Origin of the sequence: Kosakonia sp. (assembly GCF_032052965.1) — a bacterium.
GTDB lineage: Bacteria > Pseudomonadota > Gammaproteobacteria > Enterobacterales > Enterobacteriaceae > Kosakonia.
The window spans coordinates 1-14,904 of the sequence record NZ_DAMBVN010000023.1 but is presented as its reverse complement, the minus strand read 5'-3'; the positions used below and the strand labels follow the sequence as shown (position 1 = coordinate 14,904).

Annotated in this window: 17 protein-coding genes; 9 read left to right on the top strand and 8 right to left on the bottom strand. The window is 55.1% G+C overall.

Features of this window, described 5'->3' with window-relative positions; genetic code table 11:
* Positions 1-53: 53 nt before the first annotated feature.
* Complete coding sequence (locus RTX30_RS20340) at positions 54-908, bottom strand: LysR family transcriptional regulator (RefSeq protein ID WP_312692235.1); 855 nt, start codon at positions 906-908, stop codon at positions 54-56.
* Between the two features lie 94 nt (positions 909-1,002).
* Here RTX30_RS20340 and RTX30_RS20335 point away from each other — a divergent pair, with 94 nt between their 5' ends.
* The 3 genes from RTX30_RS20335 (at position 1,003) to RTX30_RS20325 (ending at position 4,186) form a co-directional block, all read left to right on the top strand.
* A complete protein-coding gene (locus tag RTX30_RS20335) occupies positions 1,003-1,527 on the top strand; it encodes an N-acetyltransferase family protein (RefSeq protein WP_312692233.1) in 525 nt (174 codons plus the stop codon).
* 152 nt (positions 1,528-1,679) lie between these two features.
* Entirely contained in the window at positions 1,680-1,940 is a 261-nt protein-coding gene (locus RTX30_RS20330) for a DUF2534 family protein (protein WP_312692231.1), read from the top strand.
* A 305-nt stretch (positions 1,941-2,245) separates the two neighbouring features.
* Entirely contained in the window at positions 2,246-4,186 is a 1,941-nt protein-coding gene (locus RTX30_RS20325; protein WP_312692229.1) for a methyl-accepting chemotaxis protein, read from the top strand.
* Positions 4,187-4,220: 34 nt separating this feature from the next.
* Here RTX30_RS20325 and RTX30_RS20320 read toward each other — a convergent pair whose 3' ends face one another.
* Positions 4,221-4,607 (bottom strand): VOC family protein, encoded by a 387-nt coding sequence (locus RTX30_RS20320; protein WP_312692227.1) that lies wholly within the window; start codon positions 4,605-4,607, stop codon positions 4,221-4,223.
* 108 nt (positions 4,608-4,715) lie between these two features.
* On the opposite strand from RTX30_RS20320, the gene RTX30_RS20315 reads away from it, so the two are divergent.
* From RTX30_RS20315 to RTX30_RS20305, 3 genes are all read left to right on the top strand, one after another.
* On the top strand, positions 4,716-5,486 hold the full coding sequence (locus RTX30_RS20315) for a DeoR/GlpR family DNA-binding transcription regulator (RefSeq protein ID WP_312692225.1): 771 nt from the start codon (positions 4,716-4,718) through the stop codon (positions 5,484-5,486).
* 86 nt (positions 5,487-5,572) lie between these two features.
* Positions 5,573-6,970, top strand: coding sequence for a phenylalanine transporter (gene pheP, locus RTX30_RS20310; RefSeq protein ID WP_312692223.1), 1,398 nt, complete (start codon positions 5,573-5,575; stop codon positions 6,968-6,970).
* 126 nt (positions 6,971-7,096) lie between these two features.
* Entirely contained in the window at positions 7,097-7,966 is an 870-nt protein-coding gene (locus RTX30_RS20305) for a DMT family transporter (protein WP_312692221.1), read from the top strand.
* Here the strand turns inward: RTX30_RS20305 and RTX30_RS20300 are convergent.
* Together RTX30_RS20300 and RTX30_RS20295 are read right to left on the bottom strand one after the other, a co-directional pair.
* Complete coding sequence (locus RTX30_RS20300) at positions 7,955-8,752, bottom strand: PhzF family phenazine biosynthesis protein (RefSeq protein WP_312692219.1); 798 nt, start codon at positions 8,750-8,752, stop codon at positions 7,955-7,957. The two genes, RTX30_RS20305 and RTX30_RS20300, sit on opposite strands and share 12 nt — an antisense overlap.
* A 32-nt stretch (positions 8,753-8,784) precedes the next feature.
* A complete protein-coding gene (locus RTX30_RS20295) occupies positions 8,785-10,236 on the bottom strand; it encodes an MFS transporter (protein WP_312692217.1) in 1,452 nt (483 codons plus the stop codon).
* Between the two features lie 107 nt (positions 10,237-10,343).
* On the opposite strand from RTX30_RS20295, the gene RTX30_RS20290 reads away from it, so the two are divergent.
* A complete protein-coding gene (locus RTX30_RS20290) occupies positions 10,344-11,216 on the top strand; it encodes a helix-turn-helix transcriptional regulator (protein WP_409429835.1) in 873 nt (290 codons plus the stop codon).
* Here the strand turns inward: RTX30_RS20290 and RTX30_RS20285 are convergent.
* A complete protein-coding gene (locus RTX30_RS20285) occupies positions 11,213-11,578 on the bottom strand; it encodes an MmcQ/YjbR family DNA-binding protein (protein ID WP_312692215.1) in 366 nt (121 codons plus the stop codon). The two genes, RTX30_RS20290 and RTX30_RS20285, sit on opposite strands and share 4 nt — an antisense overlap.
* Positions 11,568-12,158, bottom strand: a complete 591-nt coding sequence (locus tag RTX30_RS20280) for a TetR/AcrR family transcriptional regulator (protein ID WP_312692213.1) — start codon at positions 12,156-12,158, stop codon at positions 11,568-11,570. The genes RTX30_RS20285 and RTX30_RS20280 overlap by 11 nt, the downstream gene beginning before the upstream one ends.
* 175 nt (positions 12,159-12,333) lie before the next feature.
* Here RTX30_RS20280 and RTX30_RS20275 point away from each other — a divergent pair, with 175 nt between their 5' ends.
* Positions 12,334-13,449, top strand: a complete 1,116-nt coding sequence (locus RTX30_RS20275; RefSeq protein WP_312692211.1) for an MBL fold metallo-hydrolase — start codon at positions 12,334-12,336, stop codon at positions 13,447-13,449.
* A 38-nt stretch (positions 13,450-13,487) separates the two neighbouring features.
* Positions 13,488-13,829 carry a RamA family antibiotic efflux transcriptional regulator gene (locus RTX30_RS20270; RefSeq protein WP_312692209.1) on the top strand — a complete coding sequence of 114 codons (342 nt, stop codon included), beginning with the start codon at positions 13,488-13,490 and terminating at the stop codon, positions 13,827-13,829.
* Positions 13,830-13,871: 42 nt separating this feature from the next.
* Here RTX30_RS20270 and RTX30_RS20265 read toward each other — a convergent pair whose 3' ends face one another.
* Positions 13,872-14,270: a YfeC-like transcriptional regulator gene (locus RTX30_RS20265; RefSeq protein ID WP_312692207.1), complete on the bottom strand. Its 399-nt coding sequence runs from the start codon at positions 14,268-14,270 to the stop codon at positions 13,872-13,874.
* Between the two features lies 1 nt (position 14,271).
* Positions 14,272-14,631, bottom strand: coding sequence for a YfeC-like transcriptional regulator (locus RTX30_RS20260; protein WP_312692205.1), 360 nt, complete (start codon positions 14,629-14,631; stop codon positions 14,272-14,274).
* Positions 14,632-14,904 lie beyond the last annotated feature (273 nt).

Below are 14,904 nucleotides of genomic sequence, written 5' to 3'. Positions count from 1 at the left end.
TGCCGGAGGGCGTAGTGCTAGCCGGCCGGCGCATTTATCGCAGTAAGGCGGGGTTATCCCCGCCTTTTTAATGCGTTGAGCACTTCCGTCATTCCGCGTGTGACCACTTTATCCTGCCGCATAACCAGCGCCTGCGTACGCTGCAAAGGCGGCTGCAGGGCCGAAACGTTCAACCCCTGGCGATCCTCTGCGGTGTAAACCGCAACGTCGGGCACGATGCTGTAACCCAGCCCGGCGCGAACCATCCGTTTTATGGCTTCGATACTGCCTAATTCCATCGCAGGGGCATTAACGTTCCCGTTCGCTGCCAGCCACTCGTCAATCAGCTGTCGCGTACTGCTACCGGATTCAAACACGATCAATTGCTGCTCTGCCGCGTTGCCATCCTCTGCAGTTATGGCGACAAAATCTTCATTATAGAGCGGTGAAACCGCCAGATTTCGCCCGGCTGCGGGGAGGGTGACGAGGCCAATATCGATCAGGTTTTCTTCAACCGCGCGCACAATATCACGGGTATTACCAGTACGAACGCCAACGGTGAGCTGCGGGAACGCCGTACGGAGCTGCTGCAGTATTGGCGGGAGCAAATGAATACAGGTCGTTGCCCCGGTGCCTAGCGTCACCTTACCGCCGATGGCCTGTTGATGCAGGGAGACCGATTGCACCGCGGCACTGACGGCATTTTCAATGTGCGCACAATGCGCAAGAAAAGTTTCACCTGCTGCGGTAGCCCGCAACCCGCGCCCGGAACGTTCAATCAGCCGGGTTTGCAGCGTCTGCTCCAGTTGCCTGATTTGCAGGCTGACCGCCGGCTGCGAAATACCCAGCACTTCCGCCGCGCCGGTAAAGCTGCCGCGGGCGATCACCAGTTTGTAAGTTGCCAGCTGGTCTAGGCTAAAGTGGGCCATGGCAAAATTTTCCTTATAGCGGTGATAAGCGCCACCCGGTGGGCGATTTGCCAGGATACGGGTAGCCTGCTGTAAACAGTCACTGGGGCGAATTATGGACATTATTGCAGCGCAAGAACATCACCTTAACGCGATAACACAGATCTATGCACACCATGTTACGCATGGGGTCGCATCGTTTGAAATTGTCCCGCCGGATGTCGATGAAATGCGTGCGCGCCTGGAGAAGAGCCGACAGGCAGGGTTGCCATGGTATGTCGCCGTAGAAGCTGGGCGCGTGCGTGGATATTGCTACCTGGCGCGCTACCGTGAGCGCCATGCCTACCAGTACACGCTGGAGGATTCGGTCTATGTGGATGATGCGTTTCGTCAGCGAGGCGCGGGGATCGCATTGCTCACGCACGCGGTGGCGTGGGCGGAGCAAAATGGCTATCGCCAGATGATTGCAAACGTCGGGAACAGTGAAAATGAAGGCTCATTGCGACTGCATCGCCGTGCCGGGTTTACCGTGATCGGTACGCTGAAAAGCGTTGGAATGAAGCATGGGCGCTGGCTTGATACTGTGTTGATGCAACGCCCGTTGGGGGAGGGTGATATGACGTTACCGCAGGCAATTTAAGGGGGTTTTTTGCCAGAAGGCAGCAGTCTGTGCGGCTGGTACGCAGAGGATGTTTGCGGGTAGTTGCCTCTCAAATACGAATTATTAACAACAATTCAGTAGCAGATCGGTTACACTCGCAGCACAGAAAACCCACATGACAGGAGGTTTATATGCTGGAAAAACTGCGAACCCGCGAGGGGAAAAAATTCATTATGGCGGTGGTGATTGTTTTCATCGTCGCCGTGAGCGTGATTTCTAAAGTCACCTTCCAGGGTGTGGAAGATCAGTACAATCTTCCGATGGAAAACTGGACTACCGGCATGTTCATTATGCAAGGGGCCTGGGTTGCCATTTACAGCCTGATGTTTACCATTATTGGCTCGCTACCGTTTGGTTTCTGGTTCCTCGGCCCGAAAGACGATCGCGGCTAAGTTAGCCTCAGCCCTGGCGATATGTCAGGGCTGTTTCGCCGATCACATCCTATAAAAATAGTTTTCTCTCCTCATGCCAGCATAAAATGCTACGTTAATTTGCAAAGTCCGTTTAGTTAACTGTCGCTACATTCTTCGCCGATATACGGTGCATGCATAATGCAACATATCCCCTTTATTACGCCTCCGTAACATTCCTTTAAATAATTAAAGATCAAAAAATAAGCGCCGATAGAGCTTGTATCAGGGAGCTCGTGCTGCAGGGAACATCGACGACGTAAAAGGCTGACTCCAGGAGAGCCGTAATGGCGAAAGAATTTGTGTCCAAAAAAATGAGCACCCGCGCGCAAATGCTGCTGACGGGAGCCATCACCATCACCTTAGGTTTTGTGGTGACCATCGGGGTTCTGAGCTGGCAGTCCAGCAGCGAACAAAAAAGCCTTGCCGAACAATATCTGCAAAAGATCGCCCAGAGTGAAGCACTGAATATTCAGCAGCAACTGAGCTATGCGCGCGATGTGGCGCACAACCTCGGTCATAGCATGATTGCTCTGCCGGAAGCGGGCATTACCGATCGTAAAGTGGCGGATAAACTGCTGGAATCCGCATTGCATGATAATCCTGACTACCTTTCTGTATCGGTCATTTTCGAAGAAAACGCCTTTGACGGGCGTGATGCGGAATTTGCCGATAAACCGGATCAGGCACCGAAAGGGCGCTATGCCTTCTTTGTCGATCATGATCAGTCCGGCAATTACAAGCTGCACCCGTTGACGTCGATCTTTACGCCAGGCCAGGGGGATTACTACCTGCTGCCGCAGAAGAGCCAAAAAGATACGCTGATTGAACCCTATAGCTATGCCTATAACGGGGTGCCGACGTTGTTAACTTCTGTCGCTGCGCCGATTGTCAGAGACGGCAAGTTGCATGCGGTGATCACTTCAGACATTTCGCTGGCTTCGCTGCAACAAAAGGTCAATCAGATCAAACCCTGGGAAGGGGGCGGCTATGCGGTACTGGTATCGACGGCCGGAAAAGTTATCTCCTACCCGGATAAAAATCTGACCAGCAAACCCTATCCCGGTAAAACCGATAAGCTCTCAACCCGAGTGGTAGAGCAGGATGACCCCATCCTCGGTGAAAAAGCGTTGATTACCTGGCAACCCATCGTCATTGGCAACAGTACTGATAACTGGTATTTGGGCGTGGTGGCACCGGTCAGCCAGGTGATGGCGGCAGCCAACCGTCAACTGATGTATGCGGCCATCCTCGGCGTGCTCAGCATCCTGCTGGTTTGCGCCCTGTTAGGCCTCATCTTCAGCCGTAAAGTGTTGAAACCGATTGGTGGTGAACCGCTGGAAGGTGCGCACATTGCGCTGGCGGTTGCTGACGGCAAACTGGACAACACCATCCCTGTTAAACAGGGCGATCGCAGCAGTCTGTTCTATGCGCTGCATACCATGCAGGCGCAACTGCGGCAGATTGTCGGGCAGATTAAAGAGGCGAGTGATTCTGTGCGCCAGGGCGCCGGAGAGATTGTCAGTGGTAACATCAACCTCTCCTCGCGTACCGAGCAGCAGGCTGCCGCGCTGGAACAAACCGCTGCCAGCATGGAGCAGTTTAGCGCGACGGTGAAACATAACGCCGACAATGCGCACCACGCCACGGCGCTGACAGCAAACGCCACGCAGATTGCCAGCCGGGGTGAAGCACTGGTCAGCCAGGTGGTGCAAACCATGTCGCAGATTGACGAAAGCGCGAAGAAAATTGGCGATATCACGGCAATCATTAACAGCATTGCATTCCAGACCAATATTCTGGCGCTGAACGCAGCCGTTGAAGCGGCGCGGGCCGGTGAACAGGGGCGTGGATTTGCGGTGGTCGCCTCTGAAGTGCGTAACCTGGCGCAACGCAGTGCCGATGCGGTTAAAGATATTGGTGCGTTAATTGAAGAGTCCGGGAAGCGCGTCGAAACCGGGGTACAACTGGTGAATGACGCCGGGAAAACCATGCAGGAGATGACGCAGGCGGTGAACTCTGTTCAGTCGATTATCAGCGAGATTGTCAGCGCTTCTGATGAGCAGGCAAAAGGCATCGGTCAGGTGACCATCGCTGTTAACGAGATGGACGGCGTGACCCAGCAGAACGCCTCGCTGGTCCAGCAAATGGCCGCCGCGGCGACCTCGCTGGAAGATCAGGCCCAACAACTGGCGCAGAGTGTTCAGCAGTTCCGTCTGGCAGAGTAATGTTCCACGGGAGCCTGTTTGCAGGCTCCCTTATTTATTCGGCTACCAGTTCAATGCGGTTGCCATCCGGGTCGGTAATCACTGCTTCATAGAACCCGTCTCCTGTCCATCTGGCCGGGCTTGCCAGCCGCCCTTGCAATTGCGCGTTGCGCGCCATCTGATCCACCTTTTCCACACTTCCTACCGTGATAGCGATATGCGCCCAGCCAATAAATTCCGGGTGGTCTGGCGCATCTGCCAGTGCCGGCAGCGCCATCAACTCAATGGTCGGCCCTTCGGCCAGCGAGAGAAAATACGATTCGAATCCTGGCCGGTTTTTACTGACATATTTCGCCTTGCTGGTGGCGGCAAAAAAGTCCTGCCAGAACTGACGCTGTGCTTCTAACTGGCGTGTCCAGAGGGCGACGTGTGCAATCTTCATGGCGATCTCCAAATGGGGTGAAGGATGACAGAGCCGCAGGTTGACAGCGCTAACCGTGTGCGCGATCATGCTCATTTCTATCCTTTTATGTGCTTTTGGTGAGGTGTTATGCTCGATTATGCCGCTTTTCCCGATCAACGACAAGATCGTATCCGCCAGCAGTTACTGGCGAATGGCCGGGTGGTGTGTGCGGAATTAGCCGCGCAGCTACAAGTGTCCGAACATACTATCCGCCGGGATTTGCAGCAGTTAAGCAACGAGGGAATCTGCAAAAAAGTGTATGGCGGCGCAGTGGTCGCACAGGGTAATGACGGGAGTTTTGCCGAGCGAAAAGAGCAGGATACGGCAATAAAAAGCAGACTTGCGCAGCGCTGTGTGCAGTTGATGAAGGCGGACAGCTGCATTTTTATTGATACGGGATCCACAAACCTTGAACTGGCAAAAGCCCTCCCTCCGACCTTACCGATCACGGTGGTGACGCATTCGCCGGAAATCGCCGCCGCGGCTATAAAACATCCTTTATGTGAGGTGATCATGCTTGGCGGTCTGCTGCATCGCCGCTCTGGTGGTTGTGTAACAGGTGCCGCGTTAAGTCAGTTAAAAGGGATCATCTTTGACCAGGCTTTTATTGGCGGCTGCGCCATGTCACCGGAAGTGGGCCTGACGGGCTTTGACTTTGCCGATTGTGAATTTAAAAAAGCGGTCATTGCTCAGGCTAATCAGACCCTGGTTGCCCTGACCGCCAATAAGATCCCTGGTGTGGCGCGCTATGTGGTGGCCTGCGGGGAAGAGATCGATACGCTGGTAGTGGAAAGCGCGCTCAGCGATCCTTTTCAGGTAGCGTTTAGCGCGCAGGATATTGAGATCATCACGGTTTGAGCAGGGGCGAGCCACGTCATATCTTGCCACTGTTCATCTGAGGTGTTAAAAGGTGCCCCTTTAATAAAACAACGAAGGGGAAGGACGTGAAAAACGCGTCACAGGCAGCGGGTCATAGCCCCGATGCCGCGTCGGAAACAGGGCCGACATTACAACGAGGGTTGAAAAATCGTCATATACAGCTCATTGCGCTGGGCGGCGCGATTGGCACCGGGTTGTTTCTGGGCATTGGCCCTGCGATTCAGATGGCTGGCCCGGCGGTACTGCTGGGTTATGGCATTGCCGGCATTATTGCGTTTCTGATCATGCGTCAGCTTGGCGAGATGGTAGTCGAAGAGCCGGTGTCCGGCTCGTTTTCCCATTTTGCCTGGAAATATTGGGGGCCATTTGCCGGTTTTCTGGCGGGCTGGAACTATTGGGCCATGTTTGTATTGGTCGGTATGGCGGAGCTGACCGCCGCCGGGATCTATATGCAGTACTGGTTTCCCCACGTTCCGACCTGGATCTGGGCCGCCGCTTTCTTTGTCATTATCAACGCGGTTAATCTGGTAAATGTGCGGCTGTACGGTGAAACCGAGTTCTGGTTCGCGCTGATCAAAGTGCTGGCAATCATTGGCATGATTGGCTTTGGGCTGTGGATGCTGTTTACCGGCCACGGCGGCGAACGCGCCAGCTTCGATAACCTCTGGCGTTATAACGGCTTTTTCGCCACCGGCTGGCATGGGCTGATTCTGGCTCTGGCGGTGATCATGTTCTCCTTCGGCGGCCTTGAGTTGATTGGCATTACCGCAGCGGAAGCCAGCGATCCGCATACCACTATCCCGAAAGCGGTCAACCAGGTGGTCTACCGTATTCTTCTGTTCTATATCGGTTCTCTGGTGGTGCTGCTGGCGCTTTACCCGTGGATTGATGTGAAAGCCAACAGCAGCCCGTTTGTGATGATATTTCACGATCTGGACAGCAATATAGTGGCTTCAGCGCTGAACTTCGTCATTCTGGTGGCATCGTTGTCGGTTTATAACAGCGGCGTATACTCAAACAGCCGTATGCTGTTCGGTTTGTCGGTACAGGGCAACGCGCCGTCGTTCCTGACCCGTGTCAGCCGTCGTGGTGTGCCGGTGAATTCCCTGATCCTCTCCGGCGCAATCACTTCTCTGGTAGTGCTGGTGAACTACCTGCTGCCGCAGAAGGCCTTTGGCATGCTGATGGCGCTGGTGGTGGCGACGCTGCTGCTGAACTGGATCATGATCTCGCTGGCGCACCTGAAGTTCCGTGCTGCTATGCGACGTAAAGGCCGCGATCCGCTGTTTAAAGCGCTGCTGTTCCCGGCAGGCAACTACCTGTGCATTGGCTTTATGCTGATGATCCTCGCGCTGATGTACACCATCGAGGACATGCGACTGTCGGCGGTACTGCTGCCGCTGTGGATCCTGTTCCTGTTCGCGGCATTCAAACTGTTGCGTCGCGCACCTTCCAGAGCATAATCGCCAGCTTTCCTGCCACATTTGGCAGGAAATTTAGCGCGCCAGTGCCTGCTTTTTCAGGCATGATGCTAATCAAACTCCGCCAGCCGATTGCGCTGGCGTTTTTTATTGCCCTGGAGTGTTTTTATGACCCGGCAACGAAAAGCCGATCTCTTCCTCGTTCTGACCACCCTTATCGCTGCCTGTGGCTGGATTTTCTCGCGGGAGGCCATTTCCGGTATGCCGGTGTTCGCGTTTCTTGGGTTACGATTCTTTGGGGCGGCGCTGGTCCTGTTACCGTTCTGCCTGAGGCAACGTATTCCGCTGGCAAAGCTGCGCCAGGTATTGATAAGCGGTTTTTGGATGGCGCTTAACCTCTGTCTGTGGATTTGGTCTGTCTCCACGACGCCGTCGCTGGGCGAGGGGGCGTTTATCATGAGCCTGTCGATGTTGTTCGTACCGCTGGTGGCATGGGGAATGATGAACACCCGGCCAGCGCGGGCTTACTGGGAATGCCTGCCGGTGGCGATAATAGGTCTGGCGCTGCTCAGTCTGCATGTGCCGGTGACTTTCCATGCCAGCCAGGGCTGGTTTTTGCTCACCGCTTTCGTGCAGTCAATCAACTTCTGTTACACCAGCCGCTGTGCGCGCGAGGTTCCGTTGCTGCCGCTTACGGCAGTACAGCTGGCGATAACGGGTATCGCCGGGTTGCTGATTTCCGTTCTGTTCGAAACCTGGTCACAGCCATTGACCACCCCGACCGCCCTGTGGCTGGTGGCAAGCATTTTTATCGCTACCAGCCTGCGCTTTGCTCTGCAACTGCAAGGGCAAAAATACGCGGCAGTGGCCAGTGCTGCCATTATCATGGTGCTGGAACCTTTACTGACGGTGATTGCCGCGTCCCTCTGGTACGGCGAACGCCTGCCGTTACAAAAAATCTTCGGCGGCGTTCTGATTTTGCTGGCGCAAATTTGGTTCCGCTGGCGGATGGTCGCGCGGTTACCGTCAAAGTTGTAATATGCCGCTCAGCACCGTGTGGGCAGCCCCGGTCATCAACACGCGGCCGGTGTCGGTTTGCTCCAGCGCCAGCACGCCGCCGCGCCGGGAAGCCTGATAAGCGGTAAGCGAGCGCTTACCCAACCTGGCCGACCAGTATGCGGCCAGCGCACAGTGTGCCGATCCGGTGACGGGATCTTCATTTACCCCGACCCACGGGGCAAAATAGCGTGACAGCAGATCATAGTCCCCCTCTCCAGGGGCGGTGACCACGACGCCGCGACCCGGCAGGGCGCACAGTGCCTGGAAATCCACCTTCAGCGTCTGCACGGTTTGCACCGTATTCACCACCACTAACTGCTTCGCGCCAAACGTACCGTAATCCGTGACCTGCGAGGGGGAAATCCCCAGTGCGTCCAGTAAGGCCAACGGCGGGGGGCTGTCCATTTGCGGTATCAGCAGCGGGAAATCCAGCTGAATGCCGCCGCTAACGGCACGCGCCGCCAGCGGGCCGGAAAGGGTATCAAAAACGACCGTTTGCCCTGCGGACAACCGCCCGGTTTGCTGTAATACATGGGCCGTGGCGAGTGTGCCATGGCCACATAATTCCACTTCCGCCTGTGGCGTAAACCAGCGCAGATTGTTATTGCTGAGGTTTAAAAATGCCGTCTCCGATACCGCCATTTCATCGGCGATATGCTGCATTAGCGCGGCATCCAGGCCGCCCGGCGTTATACAGACAGCCGCCGGGTTACCGGAAAAAGGACGCGTACTGAACGCGTCCACCTGGTAGATATCGAGTTTCACCGCGAGCTCCCTTTTATAACAAAGGAATAACACTATCCTCTTTTCGCCGTAACGGGTAGTGATGCATTCGTCGGGCAACGGGGAGAGAGGGGGTGACGTGCGCTGATTGCCGCTGCCGCCAGTACCAGCATCATCACCACTTCGGTCGCCAGAAAACCGCTCAGCGCAAAGCGGTAATTACCGTGCGACAGGCCGATCAGATGCAGGAACACGCCCCCAAGCACGGCCGGGCCGAGCCCCAATGTGGCCTGTTGCAGCGTGCTAAGGAGCGCGCTGCCTGCGCCGGCATCCCCGGCGGTGATATCGCGCATCCCGATACGGTAAAAACTGTTCACAATCAATGCCTGACCATAGCCAATCAGCGCCGTAGAAGGAGCAAGCAACAGCGCGCCCGGCAGATGAGAAGAAACGTTCAGGGTGGCGATCAGCGCCAGTAGCCCGGCCACCTGAATAACCAGCCCGGTCAACAAAATCGTGCGCGTGCTGTAACGGGCGATCAGCTTCGGCGCGTACCAGGCGGAAACAAAATAGGCGACGCCGAGCGCAATAAAACTGTTGCCGGATTGGGCTGGCGTCATGCCCATTCCCGCCTGCAATGTCAGTGCCATACAGAACATAAAACCGGACCAGCCACTAAAGAACAGCAGGGCTATCAGTAAACCAAAGCGGACGCTGTGCAACTTCAGCAGGCGCGGCGGAAGTAACGGCATCAGGCCTGCCTGCTGTTGTTTGCGTGCGCTGGCACGCATCCATGCCCCCAGCGGCAATATTGCCAGCAGCGCAACCTGAGTGGGCCACGGCCAGTGAAGATCCGGACCAAGCGCCAGTGGGAACAACAGGCAGCAGAGGATCAGCGCCAGCGCGAACGTACCTTGCCAGTCGATGCGGGTGCGCGTTTCGCTGCGGGTTTCCGGCACATAGCGCTGGCTGAGCGCCAGCACCAGCAGGCAAATCGGCACATTAATAAAAAAGGCGTTGCGCCAGCCTAAACCTGCGATATCGGCCGAAACCAGCCAGCCGCCGCCCATCTGGCCGATGATGAATGCCACGCCGCCAATACCGCCGTAGAGACTGATCGCACGGGCATGGGCTGTCCCTTTCAGCGTGACGTGGAGCGTGGCGAGGATCTGCGGCACGATCAGCGCGGCCCCCATACCTTGCAGGGTGCGCGCGGCCAGCAGCTCGCTTACCGAGTTCGCCATGCCGCACAGCAGGGAGGCGAGGCCAAACAGCGCCACGCCCCATAAGAACACGCGCCTGCGGCCAAGGTTATCGCCCAGTTTACTGCCCATGGCGAGGCAAACGGCAAAGGCTACGCCGTAGAGGGCAACAATCAGCGCCAGCTGCGTGGCGGTGGTATGTAACGACAGGGTAATGGCGTCGAGCGCGACGTTGGTGATTGACGTATCAATCAGCGGCAGCATTTGCCCCGTAAGCAGAAGAATCAGGCCAGCCCGGCCAGGTGAAACAGCAGACGTATTCATGGTGGCTCCATTGCGTCATTCATCAGATGGACGTAGCATTACCGATCGGAAAAACGGGTACCAGTTCTTATCTATACTGGTACTGGCACTACCATGCTGGAGGATGTATGACGCTGATGGCGGAAAAACAGCCGGAAGGGATATTCCAGGCGGAGAACCGGAAACAGCTCGGCGCGTTTTTACGGGCGCGTCGGGAAAGCCTCGATCCGCAGCGGCTTGGGCTGCCACGCAGCGGGCGTCGCCGCACACCCGGACTGCGCCGGGAAGAGGTGGCATTACTGGCGGATGTTGGCGTCACCTGGTATACCTGGCTGGAGCAGGGGCGGGATGTTAACCCGTCTGCCAGCGTGTTACAGGCGGTAGCGGCTGCATTGCAATGCTCGCCAACCGAAACACGGCACCTGTTTGTGCTCGCCGGATTGCCGCCAACGGAAACCTTAAATATTCCGCAATGCGAAGGGGTCAGTGAAGGAACTCGCCGTCTGCTGGACAGCCTGCTGCCACAACCTGCCAGTATCCAAAAACCCAATTTTGACATTGTGGCGTGGAACGTAGCATTTGAGCGCTTAATGGGGGTTAACTTTGGTGAAATGGCCGAAGAAGACCGCAATTGCATTTATCTCTACCTGACCAATCCCCACTGGCGTAGCCGCCTTGGTCAGCATGAAAGCGTGCTGCAAACCTTTGTGGCCTATTTCCGCGCCGCAATGGCAGAACACCGGGGCGAACCGATCTGGGAGGCAAAGCTGGCACGCTTTTGCGCTGCATCGGCAGAGTTTGCAGACATGTGGCGCAAATACCTGGATGTCCGTGGGGTGGAAAATAAAGAGAAGGTGTTTATTCATCCGCATCTTGGGGCGTTTACCCTTCAGCAAATGTACTGGTACTCCGCGCCGCGTAATGGTTCACGCTTGCTGGTGTATTTGCCGGTGGATGAGCAGAGCGAACAGGCGCTGAAATGGCTGGCGGATAACGCTTAGGGGCGCAGACGTTTTTGATCTTTGCGCGGCAGCCCGTCGACAACCCGATCCCAGGAGGCCTGAATCAGCGAGGCCAGTAGTGGCGCGTCGATGTCATCCCCCGCAAAGACGGAGATCCAGTGTTTTTTGTTCATATGATACCCCGGTTCAATACTGGGGTAGATTTGTTGGTTGAGCAGCGACATTTGCGGCTCGGCTTTCAGCGTTACCATCGGCCTGCCGTGTGCGGTGGTGGTCATCATAAAAATCTTGCCGCACACTTTAAACACATCATGCTCCGGGCCAAACGGCCAGCAGTGTTCGGTAAAGGGCAGCTCCAGCGCGATGCTGTGTGCAGTGGCCTGAAGCGTTTTACTGTCCATGGTCTTCTCCGGCGGCCAGCGCACGCCACATTGCCTCAAAACCCAGGCGCTTAATCTCTTTCATGCGTGACGGATCACGCCCAGCAAACGTGATGGTCGTGTCTGCCATGGATAAGAAAATGGCATCACCGAAGGGGGCAAATTCGTCAGAGAGAAAGATCGGCAGCACACAGCGATGACAAAGTTCGTGCAGTTCCGGGAAGATATCCGTGACCTGCTGTTTGGTTTCCGGGGTGAGTTTTTCACTCACCGCGATCTGGCGCACCGCCTGGTGACCGCAAGGATGACGAATGCCCCAGTCGATATAGCTGTCCCAAATGGAGTGGGTGTGCGCTTTTGCATTGGTGAGGGAACGATCAAGGTTGGCCAGCATTGTGCCGCAGAGATCGGTTTTCAGATGCAGATAAAGCGCGTTGAGCAAATCGTCTTTGGTAGCGAAGTAGCGGAACAGAGTGCCTTCGGCAACGCCCGCGTTACGGGCTATTAACGCCGTGGAGGCGGCGATCCCGGACTCCGCAATCGCTTTTGTTGCCGCTTCCAGTAACGCCTGTTTTTTATCTTCACTCTTCGGACGAGCCACTACTTTTTTCCTCACCTTGTAAAAACCACGATTGAAACATGCCCTCTGTCACGCTGCAACGTCGAATGTCAAAGAAAGAAAATCATCTTGACGGTTCGTCGTCACTTTCTATAATGAGTGCTTACTCACTCATAATCAAGTTTAGCCAGCATCGTATCCACGGAAAGGATCGATTTTGTCGGGTCAGGATATGAAGCGTCTTATTTTCAGCGTGGTTCTTGTTATGCTCGTCGCATCTGCCGCAAGTTTACCGTTTGTTCTGAATGCAGGTTTTGGCCAGTTGCCTCAAGGTGAGCAACTGACCGAAGTCGAAAAATCTCCCCATTATCATAATGGAAAGTTCCATAACACGCTGCCCACGCCCGGTTATACCGGTAAGAAAAATATGCTGGTCGCATGGTGGGATTTTCTGGTTACCAAACGTGAAAACGTGCGCCCGCAGCAACCGCTGCCGATGGTACAAACGGATCTCGCCCGTCTTCCGCTCAGTGAGGATACGCTGGTCTGGATGGGGCACTCTTCGTGGTATGTGCAACTGGCGGGGAAACGTATTCTTATCGATCCCGTTTTAAGCAATTACGCCGCACCGTTCTCTTTCCTCAACAAAGCTTTTGCCGGAAATGCAGCGTGGACGGCGCAAAACCTGCCGGAAATCGATCTGCTGATTATCTCGCATGACCATTACGATCATCTCGATTATGCCACCATCAAAGCGCTGATGCCCAAAATCAAACGGGTCGTCACGCCGCTTGGCGTCGGGTCGCATTTGCGTTACTGGGGTATGGATCCGGCCATTATTGTCGAAGCGGACTGGCAACAAAAAGTGACGATTGCGGATGACCTGACGGTGCATGTTTTGCCCGCCAGGCATTTCTCCGGACGCGGCCTGAAGCGAGACCAGACACTGTGGGCCAGCTTTATGTTCGTGACCGACCAACGCAAGGTCTACTACAGCGGCGATACCGGCTACGGGCCGCATTTTAAGGCTATTGGTGAGCAATTTGGCGGCGTGGATGTCGCCATTATGGAAAACGGCCAGTATGACGAGGACTGGAAATACATTCATATGATGCCGGAAGAGGCCGCTCAGGCGGCTGAAGAGCTGAATGCTCGCGCGGTTCTGCCGGGCCACGCGGGGCGTTTTGTGTTAGCAAAACATACCTGGGATGATCCGTACAAACGGCTGGCGGCAGCGAGTCGGGGCAAAAATTATCGGTTACTGACACCGAGGCTGGGCGAACCGGTGCTTGCGGCAGATAACGCGCAAGTTTTCCGCGCCTGGTGGGAATAAACCCGTTTATTAATCGAAGAGCAGAGGGGGATCGCAGTATGAATATTTCCGCTCAGGTTATCGACACTATCGTCGACTGGATCGACGACAATCTCCATCAACCGTTACGTATTGATGATATTGCAGCGCATGCGGGCTATTCCAAATGGCACCTGCAACGACTTTTCTTGCAGTACAAAGGAGAGAGTCTTGGGCGTTACATTCGCGAGCGCAAGCTATCGCTCGCCGCGCGCGATTTACGTAATACGAACCAGAAGGTTTACGATATTTGCCTGAAATATGGCTTTGACTCGCAACAAACCTTTACGCGGATCTTTACCCGCACCTTTAATCAGCCGCCGGGTGCTTATCGGCGGGAAAACCACCAGATTACGCACTGATGGTCAGCAACATAATAAAGCCGGCAAAAGTGCCGGCTTTTTCTATTTCTGCGTGGCTTGCCCGATGCCTAAACGGTTTAAGAAACCGCAAAGCCCCTCACGCGCGAGAAGCACTGCCAGCTGTTGCTGTTCGTCTGTTGTCAGATTATGCAGCACTTTAATAATCTCGCGCAGCGTCGTGCTTTCAGGCTCCGCACCATACGTTGGCGCAGGTTCGGCCAGCGAATAGGGGACGTTGCGCTGGCGCATGGTGGGCGTTTTCATAATGAAAGCCCGCACATCTTTATTGATATGGATAAGCCTGGCACGACCGCCTTTTACGCCGGGTAAGCTTTCCGTTTGCCAACGCTGTTCACGGATCCAACGATTTACTGTCTGTTTTGCAACGCCGAGAAAATCCGCTAACTCCTCGGTGGTCATCTTACTGGCTAGTTTCATCATCTTATTTTTGATCGCGTATCCCAAGGCGTTGCAATAATCCGGTAATGCCGTCACGGATTAACAGAGAGGAGAGCTGTTTTTGTTCGACGTCGGTCATCTCTTTCGCCAGGGTAAGCAGCAGCATTTCAAGAGAAGCGTCGTGAGATGTGATAACGCTGGCGTCATGTTCCTCCTGACGTTGCGCGCTAAGAATAAACGCTCGCACCTGTTCATTAACATGAACCAGGCGGGCTTTTCCGCCTTGCACACCGGGTTTGGGCGACGTGACCCATCCCTCCTTGCGCACCCATTTATTGATTGTTTGTCGGCTATAGCCAGTGAGACTGGCTAACTCGTCTGGTGTCATTCGTTCCTTGAGCATGTAATTCCCGAATTGTTGTAGGGGTAATTAGTGGTTTATGTTATAGCACCATTTAACGGGAAAATGTGACAGGTTTAACTACTGGTTGCGAGCCAGCGCGCAATGTCTTTCTTTTGCCTGCTTTTTCAGCGATTGAATAATATGGAGAGATTTTGCCGTTGACACCTGGCAAGGGAATTCATATTATGCCGCCCGTCAACACGACACGCTTTACGCAATGGGGCTATAGCTCAGCTGGGAGAGCGCTTGCATGGCATGCAAGAGGTCAGCGGT

Excerpts from the sequence above, each read along its gene's own strand:
- RTX30_RS20330 (WP_312692231.1), top strand. The coding sequence starts at position 1,680 with ATGCTGGAAAAACTGCGAACCCGCGAGGGGAAAAAATTCATTATGGCG.
- RTX30_RS20340 (WP_312692235.1), bottom strand. The coding sequence starts at position 908 with ATGGCCCACTTTAGCCTAGACCAGCTGGCAACTTACAAACTGGTGATC.
- RTX30_RS20335 (WP_312692233.1), top strand. The coding sequence starts at position 1,003 with ATGGACATTATTGCAGCGCAAGAACATCACCTTAACGCGATAACACAG.
- RTX30_RS20270 (WP_312692209.1), top strand. The coding sequence starts at position 13,488 with ATGAATATTTCCGCTCAGGTTATCGACACTATCGTCGACTGGATCGAC.
- RTX30_RS20320 (WP_312692227.1), bottom strand. The coding sequence starts at position 4,607 with ATGAAGATTGCACACGTCGCCCTCTGGACACGCCAGTTAGAAGCACAG.
- RTX30_RS20285 (WP_312692215.1), bottom strand. The coding sequence starts at position 11,578 with ATGGACAGTAAAACGCTTCAGGCCACTGCACACAGCATCGCGCTGGAG.
- RTX30_RS20315 (WP_312692225.1), top strand. The coding sequence starts at position 4,716 with ATGCTCGATTATGCCGCTTTTCCCGATCAACGACAAGATCGTATCCGC.
- RTX30_RS20305 (WP_312692221.1), top strand. The coding sequence starts at position 7,097 with ATGACCCGGCAACGAAAAGCCGATCTCTTCCTCGTTCTGACCACCCTT.
- RTX30_RS20265 (WP_312692207.1), bottom strand. The coding sequence starts at position 14,270 with ATGATGAAACTAGCCAGTAAGATGACCACCGAGGAGTTAGCGGATTTT.
- RTX30_RS20290 (WP_409429835.1), top strand. The coding sequence starts at position 10,344 with ATGACGCTGATGGCGGAAAAACAGCCGGAAGGGATATTCCAGGCGGAG.
- RTX30_RS20295 (WP_312692217.1), bottom strand. The coding sequence starts at position 10,236 with ATGAATACGTCTGCTGTTTCACCTGGCCGGGCTGGCCTGATTCTTCTG.
- RTX30_RS20325 (WP_312692229.1), top strand. The coding sequence starts at position 2,246 with ATGGCGAAAGAATTTGTGTCCAAAAAAATGAGCACCCGCGCGCAAATG.
- RTX30_RS20260 (WP_312692205.1), bottom strand. The coding sequence starts at position 14,631 with ATGCTCAAGGAACGAATGACACCAGACGAGTTAGCCAGTCTCACTGGC.